The sequence below is a fragment of the Paenibacillus dendritiformis genome, assembly GCF_021654795.1.
Taxonomy (GTDB): domain Bacteria; phylum Bacillota; class Bacilli; order Paenibacillales; family Paenibacillaceae; genus Paenibacillus_B.
Genome location: NZ_AP025344.1, coordinates 2262394 through 2283137, shown reverse-complemented (window position 1 = coordinate 2283137; position 20744 = coordinate 2262394). Strand labels below are relative to the sequence as shown.

The following is a 20744-nucleotide window of genomic DNA, read 5'->3' as shown; positions in this document are numbered from 1 at the left end:
CATCCCTTTATTTCATCGTATGCTTGCCCGCGCTTAATCATCCTCGTTGTCCTGCAGCATTTCATTATGATCGCACTGCGTGCACTGCAGCTTCGTTCCTTGCTTGCTCCGCTTCTCGACCATCAAGCTGCCGCAAGCCGGACATGGCTTGACCGATGGCCGGTCCCACATCACGTAATCGCAGTCCGGATAACGATCGCAGCCGTAAAAGACGCGCCCCTTCTTGCTGCGGCGCTCGACCAGCTTGCCTTCCTTGCATTTCGGACAGGCTACGCCCGTATCCTTCACTATCGGACGCGTGTTGCGGCAATCCGGGAATCCGGAGCAGGCCAGGAACTTGCCGAAGCGGCCCATCTTGTACACAAAATGACGTCCGCACTTCTCGCATATTTCATCGGACACTTCGTCCTCGATCTCGACTTCTTTCATTTCTTCCTCGGCGACCTTGAGCCGCTTCTCGAACGATTCATAGAAATCGTTGAGCACCTTCACCCAGTCCTGCTGGCCTTCTTCCACATGGTCGAGATCTTCCTCCATATGGGCTGTGAACTCAACATCCAGAATCTCGGGGAAAAACTCTTCCATCTGCTGAATGACCAGTTCGCCCAGCTCGGTCGGAACGAATTTCTTCTCCTCGATGGCCACGTAGCCGCGCTTCTGGATCGTCTCCAGCGTCGGCGCATAAGTACTCGGTCTGCCGATGCCCAGCTCCTCGAGCGTCTTGACGAGTCTCGCCTCGGTATACCGCGGCGGAGGCTGGGTGAAATGCTGCTTCGGCTCAATCGCTTCCTGCTTGAGCTTATCCCCGGTCTTGAGCGGAGGCAGGAATTTGTCATCCTCGACCGTGCCGTCATCGTTCCCTTCGACATACACCTTCATGAACCCGGGAAAACGGACCTTCGAGCCGTTGGCGCGGAACGTAACGTCTCCCGCCTGCAGATCGACCGTCATCGTATCCATGATGGCGGAGGTCATCTGGCTCGCCACGAACCGTTCCCATACCAGCTTGTAGAGGCGATGCTGATCGCGGCTGAGGAACGGCTTCATCTGTTCCGGGCTGCGCAGCACGGACGTAGGGCGAATCGCCTCGTGCGCATCCTGCGCATTCGCTGCCTTCTTGACATATTGCCGCGGCGTCTCCGGCACATACTCCGCTCCGAATTGAGAGCCGATATATTCCTTCGCTTCCTCCTGAGCCGTCGGCGATATCCTCGTCGAGTCCGTACGCATATAGGTGATGAGACCGACCGTGCCCTCTTTGCCCAGGTCTACCCCTTCATAGAGCTGCTGCGCAACGGACATCGTCTTGGCCGCTCGGAAATTCAGCTTCCGCGCCGCCTCCTGCTGCAGCGAGCTTGTCGTAAAGGGAGCGGACGGATGGCGAAGCCGCTCCTTCTCCTTCACTTCGGAGACGACAAAGGCCTGCTTCTGCAGCGCCGCCAGCACTTCATTCACTTCCGCCTCGTTCCCCAGCTCCATCTTCACGCCATTCATGCCGTAGAACTTGGCTTCGAACTTGGACTTGCCCGCTTCCAGCTTCGCCGTTATCGTCCAATACTCTTCCGGGATGAAGGCGTTGATCTCATTCTCCCGGTCGATAATCAGCTTTACGGACACGGACTGCACCCGTCCTGCTGACAGCCCTTTCTTTACTTTCTTCCACAAAAGGGGGCTGATCTTGTAACCGACCAGCCGATCCAGAATGCGCCGCGCTTGCTGAGCATGAACAAGGTCCATATTGATTTGACGCGGCGATTTGAACGCATCCTTCACGGCCTGCTTCGTAATCTCATTGAACACGACGCGGCAGGCTTCCGTCTCATCCAATTCTAGCGCATGCGCCAGATGCCAGGCGATCGCTTCTCCTTCGCGGTCGGGGTCGGCCGCGAGGTACACTTTTTTCACTTTCTTTCTTGCATCTTTCAATTCTTTGAGCACGCTGCCTTTGCCGCGAATCGTAATGTACTTCGGGGCGAAATCCTGCTCTATTTCAACGCCCATCTGGCTTTTGGGCAAATCACGAACATGTCCCATAGACGCTTTGACGATATATTTGCTGCCTAAATATTTCCCGATTGTCTTCGCCTTCGCAGGCGACTCGACAATGACTAGTGAATCCGCCATAGGCGCACCCTCCTCTCCAATCTCCTCTTCATATCCATATCGAATGGTATACGGCTCCCTGGGCCTCCCGAACTCTCTGTTTTAATTGTAAGGATAACAAAATTCGATGCAGCTCCGCAAATGGGAGGCCGCTCGCAAGGAGCAGTTCCTCAAATGTACTGCCTTCCAGGCGAATCAATTCGCATATCCGGCGCTCCTCCTCGGTGAGCGATTCGCTCTCGGTGAGGCCGACCGTTCCATTATTGTACGGCAAAGTGACTGTTGTCAACCGCGCCTTCAATTCTTCCATTATATCTTCGGCATGCGCAATCGGTCTGGCCCCATTCCTCATAAGAAATAACGGGCCTGCCGATTTGGGCGACGTAACGGGCCCGGGCACGACAAAAACCTCCCTGAACGTCTCCGTCGCAAAATCGGCGGTGATCAGCGCGCCGCTGCCCATGGCGGCCTCCACGACGACGGTCCCGAGCGCCAGACCGGCAATAATGCGGTTCCGCTGGGGGAACAAGCCGGGATGAGAAGGTGTGCCCAGCGGATATTCCGTGAGGACGATGCCGGATTCGGCGATTCGTCTCGCCAAATTCGCATTCTCGTACGGATATATGCGATCGAAGGCCGTGCCCATCACCGCGGCGGTCCGCCCCTGGATGAGAGCGCCTTCATGACTGCAAGCATCAATGCCTCTGGCCAGTCCGCTGACGATCAGGAACCCGGCGCATCCCAACTGCTCGGCCAATTGAAGGGCAACCTTCTTCCCGTATACGGTAGGATTGCGCGTTCCCACGATAGCAATCGCATCGGAGGACAGCGCGGTCCAATCCCCCTTCCCGTACAAGATCCAAGGCGGCTGCGGAATCTCCTGCAGCAGCGGAGGATAGCATTCATCCCAGCGGGTAATCCATTCAATCCCGGCTTTATTGGCCAGCTCCAGCCTCTGTTCCAGCCGGTCTGCCCGGAAGCTTGCCGCCAGCTTCCTCGCCATCGAGGGCTTCATGCCTAATTCCGCCCAGTCCGGCGCCGTCCGGTTCAGCCAATCCGCCAATCCGCCGAATCCGACCCGCTCCCCTAACGCACGAATCGTATGCCAGCCGATACCGTTGATTTCATGTAACGCAAACACCAGCTCCCGTTCCGTCCAATTGCCCATTTCAGCAACTCTCCTTCACTTTCCGGGAAGCGTGCGTCCGCTTCCCTTATTTTGCTTGAGATAAGATCAGAATGCAAGCATGAACTGCGCTTTCTTTTCAATAAATGGATAAAAAGAAACTATTAAGCAATCACATCCAAGCCGGCTCCGGCTCCGGCCGAGCGGGGCCGGAACGACCATGTCGGGACTAACCGGTTCGTTCATTTACGCGGTTCGAGCAGACAGCCCAGGTCGCTCCCTTTCCTCCCTTTCGCGTCTCCGCATTATCCGCCCAGTAGGGAAGTTCCCACGGCTACGGGCGGTTATTCCAGAGCCCATTCGCGCCACTCGATTCCGTTAGGGCAGGCGGGGCTGTCACAGAGGCGGGCGGGGCAGTTCGCATGCTTCCCTCCGCCGGGAATGTTCCCGCGGGCGCTCAGGTGCCCATCCCCTCACTTCATCTCGTTCTCCCAGATGGAGCAGACCGCACAAGGACGTCCAGTTGGCCCATTTCGTCCAGTGAGCCCGGTCGAGTTGATATCCTGCAAATCTACATCAATTTCCGCCATTTGACTTCATTCTTGGTAAACTTACTGCAAAATTGCATCTTTTTCGCTGATTAGCTCTCATTTTTATCAAATGATGGTAAATTTCCTGCATTTTTGCAGTAATGCGTTCACCGCATAGTCACGCACATGAAAATACTGCCGTTTCGCAGGATTTTTTGGTACTGCGGCCCATCTCTTGGCAGCTAAATTGGCGAGAAGTCCTCCATGTAAAAAAAAGCAACCTTCCTCCGCCCGAAATCGTTCGAGCGGACAGAAAGGTTGCTTACCTATCGCTTCAATATATATGGATAAATGTAAAGGTGGTTTAGGTTAGGGTTAAGCTCTGGTCTGCGGCTGTGTCGTGCATTTCTCAAGCAGGCCGCGTTCTTCCAGGACGGATACGAGCGTGCTGCCCATTTCCGCCGGCGTCGGCGCCACCTTGATGCCGCAGGCTTCCAGCTTGGCCGTCTTCTCGGCAGCCGTGCCCTTGCCTCCGGAAATAATCGCGCCGGCATGGCCCATCCGTTTGCCCGGAGGCGCAGTAGCTCCTCCGATGAAGCCGACGACCGGCTTCTTCATATTGGCCTGGATCCACTCGGCAGCCTCTTCCTCGGCCGTGCCGCCGATCTCGCCGATCATGATGACGGCATACGTATCCGGATCTTCATTGAACATATGAAGCACATCGATGAATTCCGATCCTTTGACCGGGTCTCCGCCGATGCCGACGGCTGTCGACTGGCCGATGCCGCGCGTAGTCAATTGATGAACGGCTTCATACGTCAATGTTCCGCTTCGGGAGACGACCCCGACATGTCCCGGTGTATGAATGTAGCCCGGCATGATGCCGATCTTGCATTCGCCCGGCGTAATGACGCCCGGACAGTTCGGACCGACCAGACGAGTGCGCTTGCCCTCCATATAGCGCTTCACTTTGACCATATCGAGTACCGGGATGCCTTCCGTGATGCAGATCACCAGATCAAGATCCGCATCGACGGCTTCCATAATCGAATCGGCCGCGAACGCCGGCGGCACGTAAATGACGCTGACCGACGCACCGGTCTCGCGCTTCGCTTCGATTACCGAATTAAAAATGGGGAGAGAGACGGTCTGCCCGTTGTCGAGCTCGATGTCGATCTTCGTACCGCCTTTGCCCGGCGTTACCCCGCCCACCATATTGGTGCCGTATTCCAAGGCTCCTTTCGTATGGAACATCCCCGTTGAGCCCGTAATCCCTTGCGTAATAACCTTCGTATCTTTATTAATTAAGATGCTCATCGCTCATTCATCTCCTCGTCGACAAAATTATTGAACCAAAGCGACAATTTTCTGCGCTCCATCCGCCATCGAATCCGCCGCGACAATGTTCAATCCCGACTCGTTCAGGATGCGCTTGCCGAGATCGACATTCGTCCCTTCCAGACGGACGACGAGCGGACGATCCAGTCCGATTTGCTTCGCAGCTTCCACGACGCCGTTCGCAATGACGTCGCAGCGCATAATGCCGCCGAAGATGTTGACGAAGATTCCTTTTACTTGGTCATCCGACAAGATGATCTTGAATGCTTCCGTTACCTTCTCTGTCGTGGCTCCGCCGCCCACATCAAGGAAGTTGGCCGGTTCGCCCCCGTAATATTTGATAATATCCATCGTCGCCATAGCCAGTCCAGCCCCGTTCACCATGCAGCCGATATTGCCGTCCAGCGCGATGTAGCTCAGGTCGAATTTGGAAGCTTGAATTTCCTTCTCGTCCTCTTCGTCGAGATCGCGCAGCTCTTGAATGTCCTTGTGGCGGAACAGCGCGTTGGAGTCGAAGTTCAGCTTCGCGTCAAGCGCCATCACTTGTCCGTCTCCGGTCACGACGAGCGGATTGATTTCCGCGATGGAGCAATCCTTGTCAACGAATGCCTGATAAAGAGCCAGCATGAATTTGACCGCTTTGTTGACCAATTCTGCCGGGATGTTGATCGCATAGGCGAGGCGGCGCGCCTGGAACACTTGCAGGCCGACTGCCGGGTCGATCACTTCCTTGAAAATTTTCTCCGGAGTCTTCGCTGCCACTTCCTCGATCTCGGTGCCGCCTTCCTCCGAAGCCATCATCACGACGCGGCCGGTCGCCCGATCCACGACAACGCCGACATAATATTCGTTCTTGATGTCACAGCCTTGCTCGATGAGCAAGCGCTTGATTTCCTTGCCTTCCGGGCCTGTCTGATGCGTTACCAACACTTTGCCGAGCAGTTCCGACGCGTATGCGCGCACCTCGTCCAGGTTTTTCGCAATCTTGACGCCGCCCGCCTTGCCTCGACCGCCAGCATGAATCTGAGCTTTCACCACGACAACGGACGTTCCTAGCTCCTTCGCCGCTTCAACGGCTTCATCCGCCGTAAAAGCAACCTTGCCGTTCGGAACCGCAACGCCATATTGCTTCAATACTTCCTTGCCTTGGTACTCATGAATATTCATTGTGCATCCCCCTAACCCATCGTTAGCCTCTTAGGCCGTGTAGCGACGCGTAGCCATCGGAGCCGGTAGCATGCTAGACCGTATCCGTTGCAGACATAATCTGCCGTGCTCCGTCTCCTGGCGCGGCCGTGAACGCGGAACCGCTTCCATCGCTTCTAAAACGCGTTCTTCCGCGGAAAATATATACAGTCCTCCAATATTGTATCATGTTTTTAAAACGCTTTCCTCTCTATTTCGAGCAGAAAGTACATTTTTTTGATATCATTATCATCTATTAATGAGATGAATCTCATATCCATTGACGGAGGAGCTGTCATACTCCTATAATATTAATATATTTAGGGACGATAAGGAAGCACCTTTCCCCTGCATCCGGCCTGTGCGGCCATGATGACGGAAGGAGAGGTGTTTTTACATGTATGGGAAATTATGGAGTGCATCAATATGCGGCGTCGACGGCCGGCTTATCCAGGTCGAAATCGACATCTCGCCAGGATTGCCGAGCGTGAATCTCGTCGGTCTGCCCGATGCGGCCGTCCGGGAATCGGTCGAGCGGGTGCGAGCAGCCGTCCGCAACAGCGGCTGGAAGTTCCCGCTTGCGCGAATCACGGTCAATCTTGCGCCGGCCGACGTGCGCAAGGAAGGAACATCCTTCGATATGGCGATCGCGGCGGGGCTGCTGTGTACAAGCGGGCAATTGTCCGCGGAACCGCTGGGCGGCATGCTGCTGGTCGGGGAGCTTGCGCTGGACGGTTCGACCCGGCCGGTTCCCGGCATATTGTCCCTCGCCGACGAAGCGCGCAAGCAGGGCTTCAAGCGGATGCTCGTCCCCTGCGGCAATGCGGAGGAAGCGGCACTCGTGGAGGGGCTGGACATTTATCCGCTGCGGCATCTGCATGAGCTGCTCCGGCTGGAGGAGCTCGCCCCTTGGTCTGCCGGGGCCGATTCGGCCACGCCGCGCTTGCGGCAGAGAGAATGCGACATATCCAACCGGTCGGAGGACTATGCCGATGTCTATGGACAGCTCCATGCGAAGCGCGCCCTCGTCGTGGCCGCGGCCGGCATGCACAATATACTGCTGACCGGGCCTCCAGGTACGGGAAAGACGATGCTCATCCGCCGCCTACCGTCGATCCTGCCGCCGCTGAGCGACGACGAGGCATTAGAAGTGTCGAAGCTGTACAGCGTGTCCGGCAAATGGGAGCGGGCGGGCGGCGGCCTGATGCGGGAGCGCCCCTTCCGGGCGCCGCATCACTCCATCTCCTCCGCCGGGCTCATCGGCGGCGGTTCGATTCCGAAGCCGGGGGAGGTCAGCTTGGCTCATCATGGCGTGCTCTTCCTGGACGAGCTCCCCGAATTCCCGCGCCAAGCCTTGGAGGTGCTGCGGCAGCCGCTGGAGGATCGCCAGGTTTCGATCGGACGGGCGCGGGCGGTGTACCGTTTCCCGGCCCATTTCATGCTGGCCGCCTCCATGAACCCATGTCCTTGCGGGTACAGATCGTCTTCCGAGGGCGACTGCCGCTGCACTCCGGTGCGGCTGGCCCAATACCGCGCCAAATTGTCCGGGCCCCTGCTCGACCGGATCGATATGCAGGTCGAGGTGCCCCGCTCTCCGGTCACGGAATGGAAAGGCCCGTCTCTCTCTTCGGCTGAGATGCGTTCCATGGTGCTTCAGGCTCACCGGCGCCAAGCCCGGCGCTACGCCGGATTGAAGCTGCGCTTCAACAGCGAGCTCACCGGGTCGCTGCTGCGCCGGCACGGCGCGATATCGCCGGAGGCGGAGCAACTTCTGCAGCAGGCGTACGATCAATTGGGTCTAAGTCTGCGGGCGCATGATCGGCTCTTGAAGCTCGCGCGGACGATTGCCGATCTGGAGGATCAGGATGCAATCGGAGCCGCCCATGTCGCGGAAGCCATTCAATACCGCTCGCTCGATCGGCGCAAGGAGGAGTAACGAAGCATACGCCTTTCCCGGGGGGAACATCATAGGAGAGACGACCGTCTCATCGATTAAAATGCATTGCGGAACACCGTAATGTCCGGAGGAAAAGAAGGGGCGCGACCCAAGGCAACCGCGACAGCGTCGAAGCGGATTTCCGCTTCATGGAGCCGGTAACGGTTCACGTACACTTCGGCCACGGCTCTAACCTTGTGCTGCTTCCGCCAGTCAATGGCTTCGGCAGCCTCCTCCGCCCCGGCAGTGCCGTACCGGCTGCGCACCTCGACGAAAACCCAACAATTGCCGTCGCGTGCGACGATGTCAATTTCGCCTATGGGGCAGCGCCAGTTCCTGTGAATAATGCGATAGCCGAGCGCTTGAAGCTGCTCGGCTGCCAGCCGTTCCGCGACCGCCCCCTTCTCCTTCCGGTTGAGGCCGCCGCTCCGTCTTTTCCCGGTCTGCTTATCCTGCATAAAGCTCCCCGCGCCGCGGCGGAACTCATTCATGACGATTCCATCCTTTCTCGGCCCGTTGATCGGTCCGGTAGATGAAGGTCAGCACTTCCGCCACCAGATGATACAGCTCGGCCGGAATCTGCTGGTCGATGTCCAGCTTGGAGAGCACCTCCACCAAAGAGGCGTCCTCCTGGATCGGCACGCCGCTCTCCTTCGCCTTCTCCAATATTTGTTCGGCCAGCTGCCCCTGCCCTTTGGCGACGACAACCGGCGCCTCATGCTGCTCCGGCTTGTAGGACAGCGCGACCGCCGTCTTCCGTTGATAGCGCCCGGTTGTCCGGGATGATGCTTCCGGGTCTTTCATATTTTAATATCTACCCCTTTGTACGGCTGAAGCGCATAATCGTCCATATCAATCCCGGTCCGGTTCTTTGGCTCGTCCGTCTTCGTCTCCGGCATCGGCAAAATGCGGAACGCCGATAACTGATATCCGATCCGATTCATCGCTTCCTCCACCTCGCCGCGGAACCCGCCCAGCCATTCACCGATGCCCTCATTCGCTTGATGAATATGTAGCGCCACGGCCCGCTCTACGACCTGAACGTCGACGAGCGTCCGTCCCAGCGCCTTCATGTTCAGATCGAACCAGAGGCGGCAGTTGTCCGACTCCAGCTCGCCGCGGCGGCTCTGCCGCGACTGGATATGGACGGCAGCCGTCTGCTGGCCGTCCGGCGTCACGAGCGGCACGAACAGGGTGACATGCGTGAACGGCGCTTGCCGATCGCTTGTCAACAGCAGCTGCTGGCCGGTAATCTGATGGACCAGCTGCTGTGCCGCCTCGCGAACTGCCGGCGGCAGCGTCTCGCTCTGGAGGAGCTGAAGCAGCGCGCTCTTCAGCGACTCCGCCGGCGCGGCGGTCGCCTGCGCCGCGCTCTGCTGCGGCTGCGCCTGAGCCGCTTCCGGCGCTGTGGCGGCCGCGGCACGCGCTGCGGCTCCGGGCTCTGCGGCCGGAGCCTGCCCCGGCGTGCCGCCCGGCGCGGGCGTGTGCGGCGCTTGAGGGCGCGCAGCCGCCTCCGGCGGCGCAGGCGTTCCCGGCATCGCCGGAGCCTGCGCCGCTGTATCGGCCGCGCCAGCCGCTGGCGGCGCGGCTGAGCCGGGTTGCGGCCGGACGGCGGTGCTCTCCGCTGCCGCGCCGTGTCCCGGGACGCCTTCGCCTTGCGGCGTCCCGCTCCCTGCGGCCGTCATCTCCAGGACGGCCGCGCGATGCACCTGCTGCTCATGCGGCACGCCGAGCAGTTGGAGAAGGCGCCCAATCCAGGCGCCTCCTCCCGCGGCGGGTGCCTGGGCGAGCCCACTGGCGGCCGTTGCCGTCCCGCCAGGAGCGCTTTCGCCTCCCGCAGCAGCGGTGCCCGTTGATGCCGTAGGCCCTGCCGCTCCAGATGCCGCTGGCGAAGCGCCTGTGCCCGCCTGCCCGGCATCGGGTCTGCTGCCCGCGCTCGCGGCGGCATTCCCTGCCAACGAGCTGCCCGTGGCGGATTGACCCGCAGCTGAAGCCGCGGCCGGCGACGCCGGGTTCCCTCCCGCGGTGGCCGGAGCTGGGGCTTGGCTGCTTGGCCCGGCACCGGAAGCGGAATCCATGCGCGGTAGCGACGCCATTATGTCGCGAACCAGCGCCTGTGCTTCCCGAAGCGGAGCAGCCCAAGGAGCTGTCCCGCCCGCCGTTCCTCCTGCGCTCCGGGCGAGCGCAGCCTCGCCCGTACGCTGAAAGCCGGCAAGCAGATCATTGAGCGGCTTGCCGAACATCGCCTGCTGCAGGCCGCGCAGCGTCTCACCGCTCAACGGCAGTTGGCGGCGCAAGGCAAGACCCGCCGCCTGCATCCATTGCTCGGCCGGAACGGCTGGCGGCTTAGCCGCCAGCGCCTGCGCCAACCGCGATGCAAGCTCCTTCGTCAGCGGCAGACCGCCCTTTTGCAGCTCGTGCAGCAGTCTTCTAGCCCAACCTTCGTCCGGAAGACCGGATTGCTTCAGCGCTTCCTCTATTGAAGGGAGCTGAGCGAACGCCGGACCGTCAGCCGCCTTCAGCATAATCATGCCGTCCGCCTGCTGACCCTGCACCTGAAGCCAAGCCGTCTGTCCCGGGCGCATTGGCGTATCCAGCACAGCACGTACCGGCACCCCGTTAATTTGAATGACGGCCTCGCGCCCGTTCTCGGCCACGCTGGCGACGGTGCCGCGCACCACCTGGCCGCTTTTCAATTCCAACGTCCGCTGCTCGCCGGGTCTCGCCTCCCCAACCAAGCCGCGCACCATCTGGGAAATATTCACTGGCCAACCCCCGTTCCTTAAGAACAATATATTTCTATATCGGCAAACTCAGGCCGTAATATAAGCCAGACCAGATCCCTATAATCGCAAATCCCTAGAACAGGCTCAACTGCTCTTCCTCCGGGAAGAGCGACTTCAGGAACGACTTGCGGTGCATCGGTGTCGGTCCGAGCCGCTCCAGCTGCTCTCGATGCAGCTTCGTTGCATATCCTTTATGTACGGCAATGCCATAGTCAGGGTAGAGCTCGTCCCACAAGCCAGCGCACAGCCGATCGCGCGTTACCTTGGCGACAATCGAAGCCGCAGCGATAGATTGGCTGTTCGCGTCCCCTTTCACAATCGCTTCCTGCGGCAGCGGGCAATCAATCCGCTCCGCGTCGATTAGCAGCATGTCTGGTCGGACGCCGAGCCCATCGACGGCCTGCTTCATGGCCAGGCGAGAAGCCTGCTTAATATTGATGCGATCAATGGTCGACACGTCGACCTGCGCGACAGACCAAGCGACTGCGCATTCCGTGATCTCTTCGTAGAGCGCCTCCCGCTTTTTGGCCGATAGCTTCTTCGAATCATTTATCCCCTCAATCACGATACCCGCAGGAAGTATGACCGCCGCCGCAACCACATCGCCGAACAGGCAGCCCCGCCCGACCTCATCAATACCGGCCACATACTGAAGCCCTTCCTCCCATAACCGCTTCTCCCATGCGGTCAGATCAATCGCTTCCGCCTCTGGTTCCGCTGTCTTGCGTTGCCCCATAACCTATCCCCTCTTCCTGCACTTCACTCGCCTGTTTTTCCTTTAGTTTCCATCATCCGTCCCGCTTGGCAGAGCTCCCCGATACGAGTGCTTTTTCACATCTATCTATACGCCAAATAACGACATATGTTCTGCATATGGAACAACATGTCATTTTGTGCCGAATTCGGACTAGCGTGTTTCACCTTCATGCGAATGGCACCAATTTTTGTGTAGCTGTGAGCAGCCATGATTCCTGCTCTTTTCGCCAGTCTCCCCTCTGATCAGGTTGAACCGAATCTTCTACTCCCATCCTTTTCATCAATATCCCTTTCGGTCAGTCTATCTCATACGCCCTTCTTTGAAATTCATTAACCATAAGCGATTATCCGAATGGACTGAAGCTCAAGAACAGCCTTCTGAGCTAAGGGTACGGGTACGAGAAGATCTCCGGGCCTTCCTGACCGGATGGGAGAATGCTCATAAGAGCCCACACACGCTCAGTTCCCTGACCCAATGGGAGAGTGTCATAAGACCCTCCACACATACGCATTCCCTGCCCCAATGGGAGATTGCCCATAAGAGCCCACACACATACGCATTCCCTGACCCAATGGGAGAGTGCTCATAAGAGCCCACACATACGCATTCCCTGACCCGATGGGAGAGTGCTCATAAGCCCCCCCCCCCACATATACACATTCCCTGACCCGATGGGAGAGTGCTCATAAGAGCCTGTACACATGGAGTTCACCCTTGACTGATTGGAAAATGGCTTCTATGCCATACGCTAGTTTTTGATGCGGTTGACCGGCAGGGAAAATGCAGTAGAGACAGAAAATGTGTCACAGATCAAAAAAACGCCGCGCGTCCGATGAATCGGCGCATACGGCGTTCTCCCGTTCAATTCCCGTTCTCATTGACGAGGAAGGAATACGGCTCCTCGAGCGTAATCCGGCCCAGCTTGCCTCCGCGCAGATCCCGCAAGATGAGGCTTGACGCTTTCTCCAGATCGACGCGTCCGCCAGCCATCAGACATCCGCGCTTGCGGCCGATCGCTTCCATTATCTCGACAATCTCATCTTGTTCCCGGCCGCCTTCCGGCGGAATATCGAGGCCGTAACGTTCATTGAGACGCTCCCGGTACTGATCGGCCAGTTGCTTGAGCGAATAGAACGCGATGTCTTCGACGTTCAATATTTCATCCTTGATCGCTCCGGTCGCCGCAAGCCGATAGCCGACTTCCTGGTCCTCGAACTTGGGCCACAAAATACCCGGGGTATCGAGCAGCTCCATTTCAGAGCCGACCTTAATCCACTGCTGTCCCTTGGTGACCCCTGGGCGATCGCCGGTCGCGGCCACGCTTCGGCCAGCCAGCTTGTTGATGAGTGTCGATTTGCCGACATTCGGGATGCCGACGATAAGCGCGCGCACCGGTCGCGGCTTCATTCCCTTTGCGAGCTGGCGCTGAATTTTCTCTTCCAGCAGCTTCCGGGCTTCGCCAGGTATCTGGGCGACATTCGTCCCCGTCGAGGCGTCGATCGCCAGGGCCGCATGCCCTTCGCCGCGGAACGCCTGCAGCCAGCGCGCATTCATCTCCGGATCGGCGAGATCCGCCTTGTTCAATAAAATGAGCCGCGGCTTATTTTGCAAAATGTCGCCAATCATCGGATTGCGGCTGGACATGGGCAACCGCGCGTCCAATAGTTCGATGGCGACATCAATGAGCTTGAGCTTCTCCTGGATCTGCCGCCGGGCGCGCGTCATATGCCCGGGGAACCATTGGATAGTCATCGGCATCCACCTCCTGATGATTCAGTTCCTGCCTGTCTAATGGTGTTGTACGAGCTTCGCATGTGATGGCGGCCAGAAAATAACATCCGCTCTTCCGATGACGTCCTTCAGCGAAATAAATCCAAGCATGCGGCTGTCCGTGCTGTTGTTCCGGTGATCCCCCATAACGAAAATGTGCCCTTCCGGCACCGTGTTCTTTTGAATCAGATCATTCGGGAAATCGCGGTCATTGTACAGCTCGCCATTTTTATGAGCTTCGTCCAGCGCTTCTTGTATGTAAGGTTCTTCAACCTTATTGCCATTGACGTACAGATCGTCGCCGCGGTACTCAATCGTATCCCCGGCCACGCCGATAACCCGCTTAATCAAATCGCGATTCTCCTCCGGTACGTGGAAGACGACCACTTCCCCGCGCTTCGGCTCGCGGAAATCATACAGTACTTTATTCACAATAAGTCGCTCGCCCGTCCAGAAATTCGGTTCCATAGAAGGGCCGTCTACGATAAACGGAGCAAACAAAAGCCATCGCACGATGACGACGAGCACAACGGCAATCGCAATCGCTTTCACCCACTCCAGTAGCTCGTTTTTCGCTTGCGGCTTTTTGGTTGGCGGCTCTTCCGCCGCATTCGGTTGCATCATTTGGTCGTGTTGATCCATCGGCAGTGCCCCGCTTTCCTCGAATTGCTGCTATGCAGTCATATCATACGCTATCGATAGGCGAACATGCAAGCTTTGGCCACTCACGTGGAATAAAATAGCAAAAGGGACTTGCAGTCAAGCAAGCCCCCGGTTCCTTAACGGATTTCTTTGATTCTCGCTGCTTTACCGCGAAGATTGCGAAGATAATAAAGCTTCGCACGACGCACTTTACCACGGCGAGCCACTTCGATTCTATCGATTTTAGGCGTATGAAGCGGGAACGTACGCTCAACACCTACCCCGTAAGAAATCTTACGAACGGTGAATGTTTCGCTGATTCCGCCGCCACGACGCTTAATGACCACACCTTCGAACAACTGGACACGCTCGCGGGATCCCTCGATAACTTTTACATATACTTTCAAAGTATCGCCGGGACGAAAGCTAGGAATATCCTTGCGAAGCTGGTCTTGCGTAATTGCTTGAACGATATTCATCTTGGACTCCCTCCTTCCACACAGGTGTTCATACATCTCGGGAGCGCCCCATGCGCTCGACCTCATCGAATATAGAGGACCACCGTATTCCAAACAACAGAAGTAATTCTATCATACCGTCCAACCAATTACAAGAAAATAATTTATGTATTCAGGTTATTTTCAGCCTGTCTGCGCAAACGCGTCTTGTCCGGCACACGGGGTCATTATTCAGTATGATCCGTTTTCCCGTAAATAAACCCCTTCAACCCGCTCTCTTGCTCTCTGTCTTGCTTCAAGGCTCGAATTGAACGAGCGAAGACCACTTTCTTCATCAAGAAGAACATACCCGGAAGAGAAAGTGGTCTTGCTTGGACGGATTAACGGCCAGAAGGGGCCAAGGAAAGCCGCATCAAGGCTTCGCTTCCTTCCAATAATCATAGGCATGCACCGCATTGCCGATATAAGCGGTGAACTCGCCTAATAGCTCAGGCAGGAGAGAGAGCTGCTTCTCCATCTCGGCGCTGCCTTTGTCGAAAAAGGAAATATGGCCGCCTTCCGGACTCCGCTTCATCTCGACGGTGACGATGAGCGGCTTTCCGTGCCGATCGGCCATCCGCATCTCTTCGCGGACAACGGCCGCAATGCCGTTCGAGCCGTCGGCCGTGTTGCGGAACGCCATCAGCGATACATGATCCATCGTCCGGATCATCCACTCGCTGACCGACAGATCCGGCTCGTCAGAGAGATGGGTCCGATCCAGCCACACCGCCAAATCGATGCTCGTCTCCAAATTCGAATTCCGCTTCGTCTCCTCCACGAACATCTTCATGTTGGCTGTCCATTGGCGCAGCACCTCGTCCTTTCGGCTCGACCAATCCGGGATCACATACGGTTCGACATCCAGATGGATGCCGTGGAAGCGCTCATCGGCTTCCGCCGCGCGGTTATACTTCTTCACATAGTCGATCAGCCTGCGAATCCGCGGCGCATTCTCCTGCAGCGCCCAGCCGGGGTGGCCCCCCATGGCGTGCATCTCGATGCCCGCCTCATGAGCCTTCTTCACGAGAGGGCGGTAGACGTCGTACGGCTGCTCCAGATCCAACCGAACGTAAAGCAGATTGACGCCTTTGTCCCGGGCAAAGGCAATGATCTGGTCAGGCTGGTGAATCGCCAGCTCGGCCCGCCAAATATAGGTTCCGACAATCGGCTTGACGCGTTCAATCAGTGAAGCGTCCGGGACCCAATCGGGCTCCGGAGCGGGTTCGGGCTGTCCCGGGCCGGGGTTCGGTTCCGGTTCAGGCTTGTTCCCGGGATCGGGCTCTGGATCTAGCTCTGGGCCAGGATCGGGCTCCGGCTTTGGTTCCGGATCCGCCGGATCGGGCACATCCGGCTGCTGCGCCATCAGGTCGTACCAATAGCGGTAATCGTGTACGGCGGTTCCTCCAAAGGAAGGATGTCCCGCCAGCGAAGCGCCGAGCTGCTTCAAAGCATCGGCCATGGCCGCGGCCCCTTGATTGGCGAAGGTCGTATGCTCCTCGCCCGGCATCGGCTTGGCGTTGATCCCGACCAATACCTTCGTGCCAAGCCGATCCCCGATAGCCATCTCCTCGCGAATGAGGGCCAGGATCCCATTCCCTCCTTCCAGCTCGTGACGATACGCCATCAGCGTCGTGGAATCAAAGCGCTTCATGACCGATTCCGCCAAAGAAGCCTCCGACGAATCTGTTCCGGCGAAGCCGTCGAACCATACCGGGATATCCACGCCGAACTCGAGATTGCCTGTCTTCCGTCCGGCTTCCAGGAAGACGTCGAGGTTATCCATCCACCCATCTATAATCTCGCTCGGGTCCTCTTGCCATTGCGGAAGCACATACGGCTCGATATCAAGGTGGATTCCCCGGAACCGCTCCTCTTCCGCAGCTTCTGCATTATAATGTTGGATTTTGTGCAGAAAAGCCAACATCCGCTCGCGGTATTCCGGCAGCGCCCATGCCGGATCGCCCGCCAGCGCGTGCACTTCAATGCCTTCCTGGGCGGCCTCCCGCACGAATTGGCGGTATGCCGATTCCGGAACATCCGGGTGGATATGCAGGTACAGTACATCAATCCGATTATTTTTGGCAAAAGATAATAATTGCTTCGGCTCCGAAACGATGCGCTCGGCCTGCCATACCCATGTCGCCTGCTGCGGTTCGTTAGCTTGCTTGAACCCGGCCATCAGGGCGGCAGATACGAGAAGCAGCAGCAGACCAGCCCGAGATGCGAGTCTGTTCATACGTATCTCCTCCATTCCTTCCGGCAGTCACGGCGGCAGGCCGCAGGATCGTCATACCGGTTCGATAACAGCTTTTCCCGACAGTTTACGGCGTGTACGCGCTTGTTCAAAATGTGTCTCATCCCTCCTGTCTGGTACAGTCCTCGCCAACGAAGACATGAAAAGGCCTGTTCCTGGCGAAAAATGCCGGTTGGACAGGTCTTTTTTATTATAAAGGTGGCAAACCGGTAAATATATGTGAAAAAGGGCCCGTTTTCCCCGGATGTCCTCCGGGTGAAAACCAGCCCTTTTTTATGAACCGGAAGTACCGGATAACCGAAACTCCCCCAGCCGTTCGTACATCGGCGCCGCCTGCATATGCGTCCGGAACAGACAGAACCGGTCCGCCGTCCATTCCGCCGCGCCGCTCGTATCCGCCTCCAGCATGCTCCGGTCCCATGGCGCAGTGCCCTTATACTTGCGGGCCAACGTAATATGGGGCCGGTACGGCCTCGCTTCCGGCATGAAGCCGAGCGGTGCGGTCGTCTCCAGAATCTGATGATGCAGTTCATGAAGCCTGTCGATATCTCCGGCGACGGCGGCCCATAGGACTCGCGGCGATTCGGGGAGGCCGAATGTGCCCCAACCGCCCAAGGCCAGCCGGAACGGCGCGCTGCGGGCCGCCGTCCGGTTCAACCCTTCCAGCAGCGGCCCCAGCTTCGACTCCGGAGTGTCGCCAAGAAATTGCAGCGTGATATGGTAATCCGCAGGATGAACCCAGCGTGAAAATGTCCAATGGCTCCGGGATTGCTTCGCCCAGTTATCGAGAGCCGCGCTGGCAGGCTCGCCCAGCGGCACGCCGATAAACAGCCGCATCTTGTTCTCCGTATCCGCCATCATCTGTCACTTCGCCTCCGTCTTATGCGCCGCTTTGAACGACGTTGGATTGAATCCGGTACTATTTTTGAACAAGCGAGAGAAATAATATACATCCAGTCCAACCGCATCGGCCACTTCGGTTACCGTCAACGCCGTCGTGAGCAGCAGCTGCTTCGCCCGCTCGATTTTCATCCGGTTCATATATTGAACCGGCGACTCCCCCATATGCTCCCGGAACAACGTAATGAAGTAATTCGGGTGAAAATGGACCCGTTCCGCCAACTGCTGTACATTCAGCCGCTCCGACAGATGCTCGTGCATCATCTGCAGGGCCAGATTCAGCTTGTCCAAGGTCTGGGACGAAGGCAGATCGATGCGTTCCAGACCCGCCGTCCGGAAGTACAAGCTGAGCAGCTCGATAAGCATCGCCTGTTTGTTCAGCTCCGCCGTCCAGTCTCCGCCCGCATGGCACCGGATAAGCCGTTCGAAATGGCTCTCCGCCTCCCGGAACACATCTTCCGGCAATGTAAGGCAGTACGGAATCCGCATCGATTGGAACAAATGGCGTTCGCCCATCAAGGCGGTGAAGTGGCACCAATATTTTTCATATGTACGAGCGCTTATCGTTCCATAGGACTGAAGGACGCGGGCTGGCATGATGACCATTTGGCCAGGTCCGGGATTATAGGCCGTTCCGTCGATCACGATTCGCCCTTCTCCGCTTCGTATGAGATACATCCGGTTGAATTCCGGCACAAAATCCGATTCGCGCCAGCCGGGATTGCATTTCGTATAATATGCGTCGGTCACGCTCAGCCGCACATTGGCCAGATAGCGCTGCAGCAGCTCCGGCTTTCCCATGCTTGCATGCTCCATTCCATGATCTTAATTTTGTCCAAAAACGAATGAATTCTCTCTATCTTCATTATAACCGCTCCATCGTACAATGGGGACAAATAAGGGCAAAGGAGAGACACACGATGACGTTAACCGCACGCGAGCAGCGTATACAATGGTTCAATCACGATCGCTTCGGCATGTTTATCCATTGGGGATTATATGCGATTCCCGCCCGAGGCGAATGGGTTCGCAGCTTCGAGCGCATTTCGGTCGAGGATTACGAGAAATATTTCAACAGCTTCAATCCGGTAAATTACGATCCGAAGGCATGGGCCAAGGCCGCCAAAGCGGCAGGCATGAAATACGCGGTCATGACGACCAAGCATCATGACGGCTTCTGCCTATTCGACAGCGCTCTCACCGACTATAAAGCGACGAATACGCCGGCGGGCCGCGATCTGATTCGCGAATATGCAGATGCTTTCCGTGCCGAAGGAATCAAGGTCGGCTTCTATTACTCGATTATTGATTGGCATCATCCGGACTACCCGGCCTATGGCGATCGCCAGCATCCGATGCGGGACAACGCGGAGTTCAAGGATCGCCCGCAAGACTTCAACCGCTATCTCGATTATATGCACGGCCAGGTGAAGGAGCTGCTGACCAACTACGGGACGATCGACGTGCTGTGGTTCGATTTCTCTTACGAGGAGATGACCGGGGAAAAATGGAAGGCGAGCGAGCTGGTGAAGATGATTCGCGAGCTGCAGCCGAATGTGTTGATCGATAACCGGTTGGGCGGCAACATCAAGGCCCGCGAGCCGGAAATCTATGCGGGCGATTTCGCTTCGCCGGAGCAGCTCCTGCCGCCGCATGGCATCGTCAACGAGGACGGGAAGCCGATTCCATGGGAAGCGTGCATTACGCTGAATCATCATTGGGGCTATCACGCGCATGACCGCGACTACAAGACGCCGAAGCAGGTGGTTCGCGGCCTCGTCGAATGCGTGAGCAAGAACGGGAACATGCTGCTGAATGTCGGTCCGAATGCGAAGGGCGAGATTCCGCAGCTATCGCTTGACGTGCTGACGGAAGTCGGAGCCTGGATGCGGGCGAACGGCGACAGCATCTATGGCTGCGGGGCGGCAGCCCTGAGCAAGCCGGAATGGGGACGGTACACGCAAAAAGGCAATAAGCTGTACGCGCATATTTTGGATCGGGGCATCGGCCCGATCGCGCTGCAGGGCTTGAATGGCCGCGTAAAGGAAGCGCGCTTGCTGGCCGACGGCGCCGAGGTCAACATCCAGACGCCGTGGAATGCGGTCGACTATCCGGATTATCTGTTCATTAATATTCCGACGGCCCAGCTCCCGGACGACGTCGATACCGTCATCGAGCTGACGCTGGAGGATGGCGAATAAGAAAAGACCGCTGGAGGCGTTCTCCAGCGGTCTGTTTGTTGTATTGCGTTGTAATTACTTGGGAGTTTGATTTCTGTATTTTCTGAAATCGTAGGTTTCTTTTTCGACATTCAATGTCTTCCCGTTGATGACAAGATGAGTGTCATCGAGCCATTCCATCTTTGCCTTATCGATGTGATAATCCCAATAAATATTTTTGCGGCTTCCTTTTTTATTGTTCAATCATTCGCCGCGAATGGCAAAGCCTCCGGTAGCCCCTCCCGCATTGACGAGATAGGCGTTCAGCGTATACGTATTGTCAGGCGATGTGGAAGTTGCAATTAAGTCGCCTTTCGGTAATATCAGTAGAGTAAAACTGCTGAGGTATATATGAATAGCTACGAGGCATACGACAGATAACGTGATCCACAGGCCCCATCTTCTTTTCTTTTTCATTTATGCGCCACGTCCCGTAGATCAGATTAGTAGCCGCTATCGTATAGAGCAAAACGTCCCAGAAACAAATGCGGCAAATCCTCCGCCCGCCAACAACTCAGTTTCAGAAAATCTGGAGCTTTTCCGACATAACCGTAATGTAAATTCCCTAAGTACTCGCCAGTAACAATTTTCCTTCTAAAAGGATACTTTGTGCCAGTTCCGTATGTAAGTTTATAATCCCATGGACCCTCCCCACCTTACTTTATGATACCGCCATCCATATGCGGTATTTTTGT

At 57.1% G+C, this 20744-nt stretch carries 16 protein-coding genes and 1 pseudogene; 2 read left to right on the top strand and 15 right to left on the bottom strand.

Annotated elements, in window-relative coordinates; all coding sequences use genetic code 11:
- Positions 1-33 precede the first annotated feature (33 nt).
- The 4 genes from topA to sucC form a co-directional block, all read right to left on the bottom strand.
- Entirely contained in the window at positions 34-2124 is a 2091-nt protein-coding gene (gene topA / locus L6439_RS09910; protein WP_168177894.1) for a type I DNA topoisomerase, read from the bottom strand.
- Positions 2125-2152: 28 nt separating this feature from the next.
- On the bottom strand, positions 2153-3271 hold the full coding sequence (dprA, locus tag L6439_RS09905; RefSeq protein WP_213470312.1) for a DNA-processing protein DprA: 1119 nt from the start codon (positions 3269-3271) through the stop codon (positions 2153-2155).
- A gap of 863 nt (positions 3272-4134) precedes the next feature.
- The gene (gene sucD / locus L6439_RS09900) at positions 4135-5079 is read right to left on the bottom strand and encodes a succinate--CoA ligase subunit alpha (protein WP_168177892.1); all 945 of its coding nucleotides are present in this window, start codon (positions 5077-5079) and stop codon (positions 4135-4137) included.
- A 27-nt stretch (positions 5080-5106) separates the two neighbouring features.
- Positions 5107-6267, bottom strand: coding sequence for an ADP-forming succinate--CoA ligase subunit beta (gene sucC, locus L6439_RS09895; RefSeq protein ID WP_168177891.1), 1161 nt, complete (start codon positions 6265-6267; stop codon positions 5107-5109).
- A gap of 415 nt (positions 6268-6682) precedes the next feature.
- On the opposite strand from sucC, the gene L6439_RS09890 reads away from it, so the two are divergent.
- Positions 6683-8221, top strand: coding sequence for a YifB family Mg chelatase-like AAA ATPase (locus tag L6439_RS09890; protein WP_213470311.1), 1539 nt, complete (start codon positions 6683-6685; stop codon positions 8219-8221).
- 56 nt (positions 8222-8277) lie between these two features.
- Here the strand turns inward: L6439_RS09890 and L6439_RS09885 are convergent, their stop codons facing one another.
- The 10 genes from L6439_RS09885 to L6439_RS09840 all read right to left on the bottom strand — a co-directional run bounded on the left by L6439_RS09885 (position 8278) and on the right by L6439_RS09840 (position 18631).
- On the bottom strand, positions 8278-8712 hold the full coding sequence (locus L6439_RS09885) for a YraN family protein (RefSeq protein WP_213470309.1): 435 nt from the start codon (positions 8710-8712) through the stop codon (positions 8278-8280).
- Positions 8705-9025, bottom strand: coding sequence for an EscU/YscU/HrcU family type III secretion system export apparatus switch protein (locus L6439_RS09880; RefSeq protein ID WP_168177888.1), 321 nt, complete (start codon positions 9023-9025; stop codon positions 8705-8707). The genes L6439_RS09885 and L6439_RS09880 overlap by 8 nt, the downstream gene beginning before the upstream one ends.
- Positions 9022-10986 carry a DNA ligase gene (locus tag L6439_RS09875; RefSeq protein ID WP_213470307.1) on the bottom strand — a complete coding sequence of 655 codons (1965 nt, stop codon included), beginning with the start codon at positions 10984-10986 and terminating at the stop codon, positions 9022-9024. Before L6439_RS09875 ends, L6439_RS09880 begins: the two co-directional genes overlap by 4 nt.
- Positions 10987-11080: 94 nt before the next feature.
- A complete protein-coding gene (locus L6439_RS09870; protein ID WP_168182780.1) occupies positions 11081-11743 on the bottom strand; it encodes a ribonuclease HII in 663 nt (220 codons plus the stop codon).
- 882 nt (positions 11744-12625) lie between these two features.
- A complete protein-coding gene (gene ylqF / locus L6439_RS09865; RefSeq protein WP_213470305.1) occupies positions 12626-13516 on the bottom strand; it encodes a ribosome biogenesis GTPase YlqF in 891 nt (296 codons plus the stop codon).
- A 36-nt stretch (positions 13517-13552) separates the two neighbouring features.
- Positions 13553-14176 (bottom strand): signal peptidase I, encoded by a 624-nt coding sequence (gene lepB / locus L6439_RS09860; protein WP_168182975.1) that lies wholly within the window; start codon positions 14174-14176, stop codon positions 13553-13555.
- Positions 14177-14313: 137 nt separating this feature from the next.
- The gene (gene rplS / locus L6439_RS09855) at positions 14314-14655 is read right to left on the bottom strand and encodes a 50S ribosomal protein L19 (RefSeq protein ID WP_213470303.1); all 342 of its coding nucleotides are present in this window, start codon (positions 14653-14655) and stop codon (positions 14314-14316) included.
- A gap of 391 nt (positions 14656-15046) precedes the next feature.
- Positions 15047-16912 carry a hypothetical protein gene (locus L6439_RS09850; RefSeq protein ID WP_213470301.1) on the bottom strand — a complete coding sequence of 622 codons (1866 nt, stop codon included), beginning with the start codon at positions 16910-16912 and terminating at the stop codon, positions 15047-15049.
- A 291-nt stretch (positions 16913-17203) separates the two neighbouring features.
- Positions 17204-17791, bottom strand: coding sequence for an RNA 2',3'-cyclic phosphodiesterase (gene thpR, locus L6439_RS09845; protein ID WP_213470299.1), 588 nt, complete (start codon positions 17789-17791; stop codon positions 17204-17206).
- Positions 17792-17794: 3 nt separating this feature from the next.
- Positions 17795-18631 carry a helix-turn-helix domain-containing protein gene (locus L6439_RS09840; protein WP_213470297.1) on the bottom strand — a complete coding sequence of 279 codons (837 nt, stop codon included), beginning with the start codon at positions 18629-18631 and terminating at the stop codon, positions 17795-17797.
- A 119-nt stretch (positions 18632-18750) separates the two neighbouring features.
- On the opposite strand from L6439_RS09840, the gene L6439_RS09835 reads away from it, so the two are divergent.
- Complete coding sequence (locus L6439_RS09835; protein ID WP_213470295.1) at positions 18751-20031, top strand: alpha-L-fucosidase; 1281 nt, start codon at positions 18751-18753, stop codon at positions 20029-20031.
- A gap of 54 nt (positions 20032-20085) precedes the next feature.
- Here L6439_RS09835 and L6439_RS29630 read toward each other — a convergent pair.
- A pseudogene (locus tag L6439_RS29630) lies at positions 20086-20466 on the bottom strand (DUF5412 domain-containing protein).
- Positions 20467-20744 lie beyond the last annotated feature (278 nt).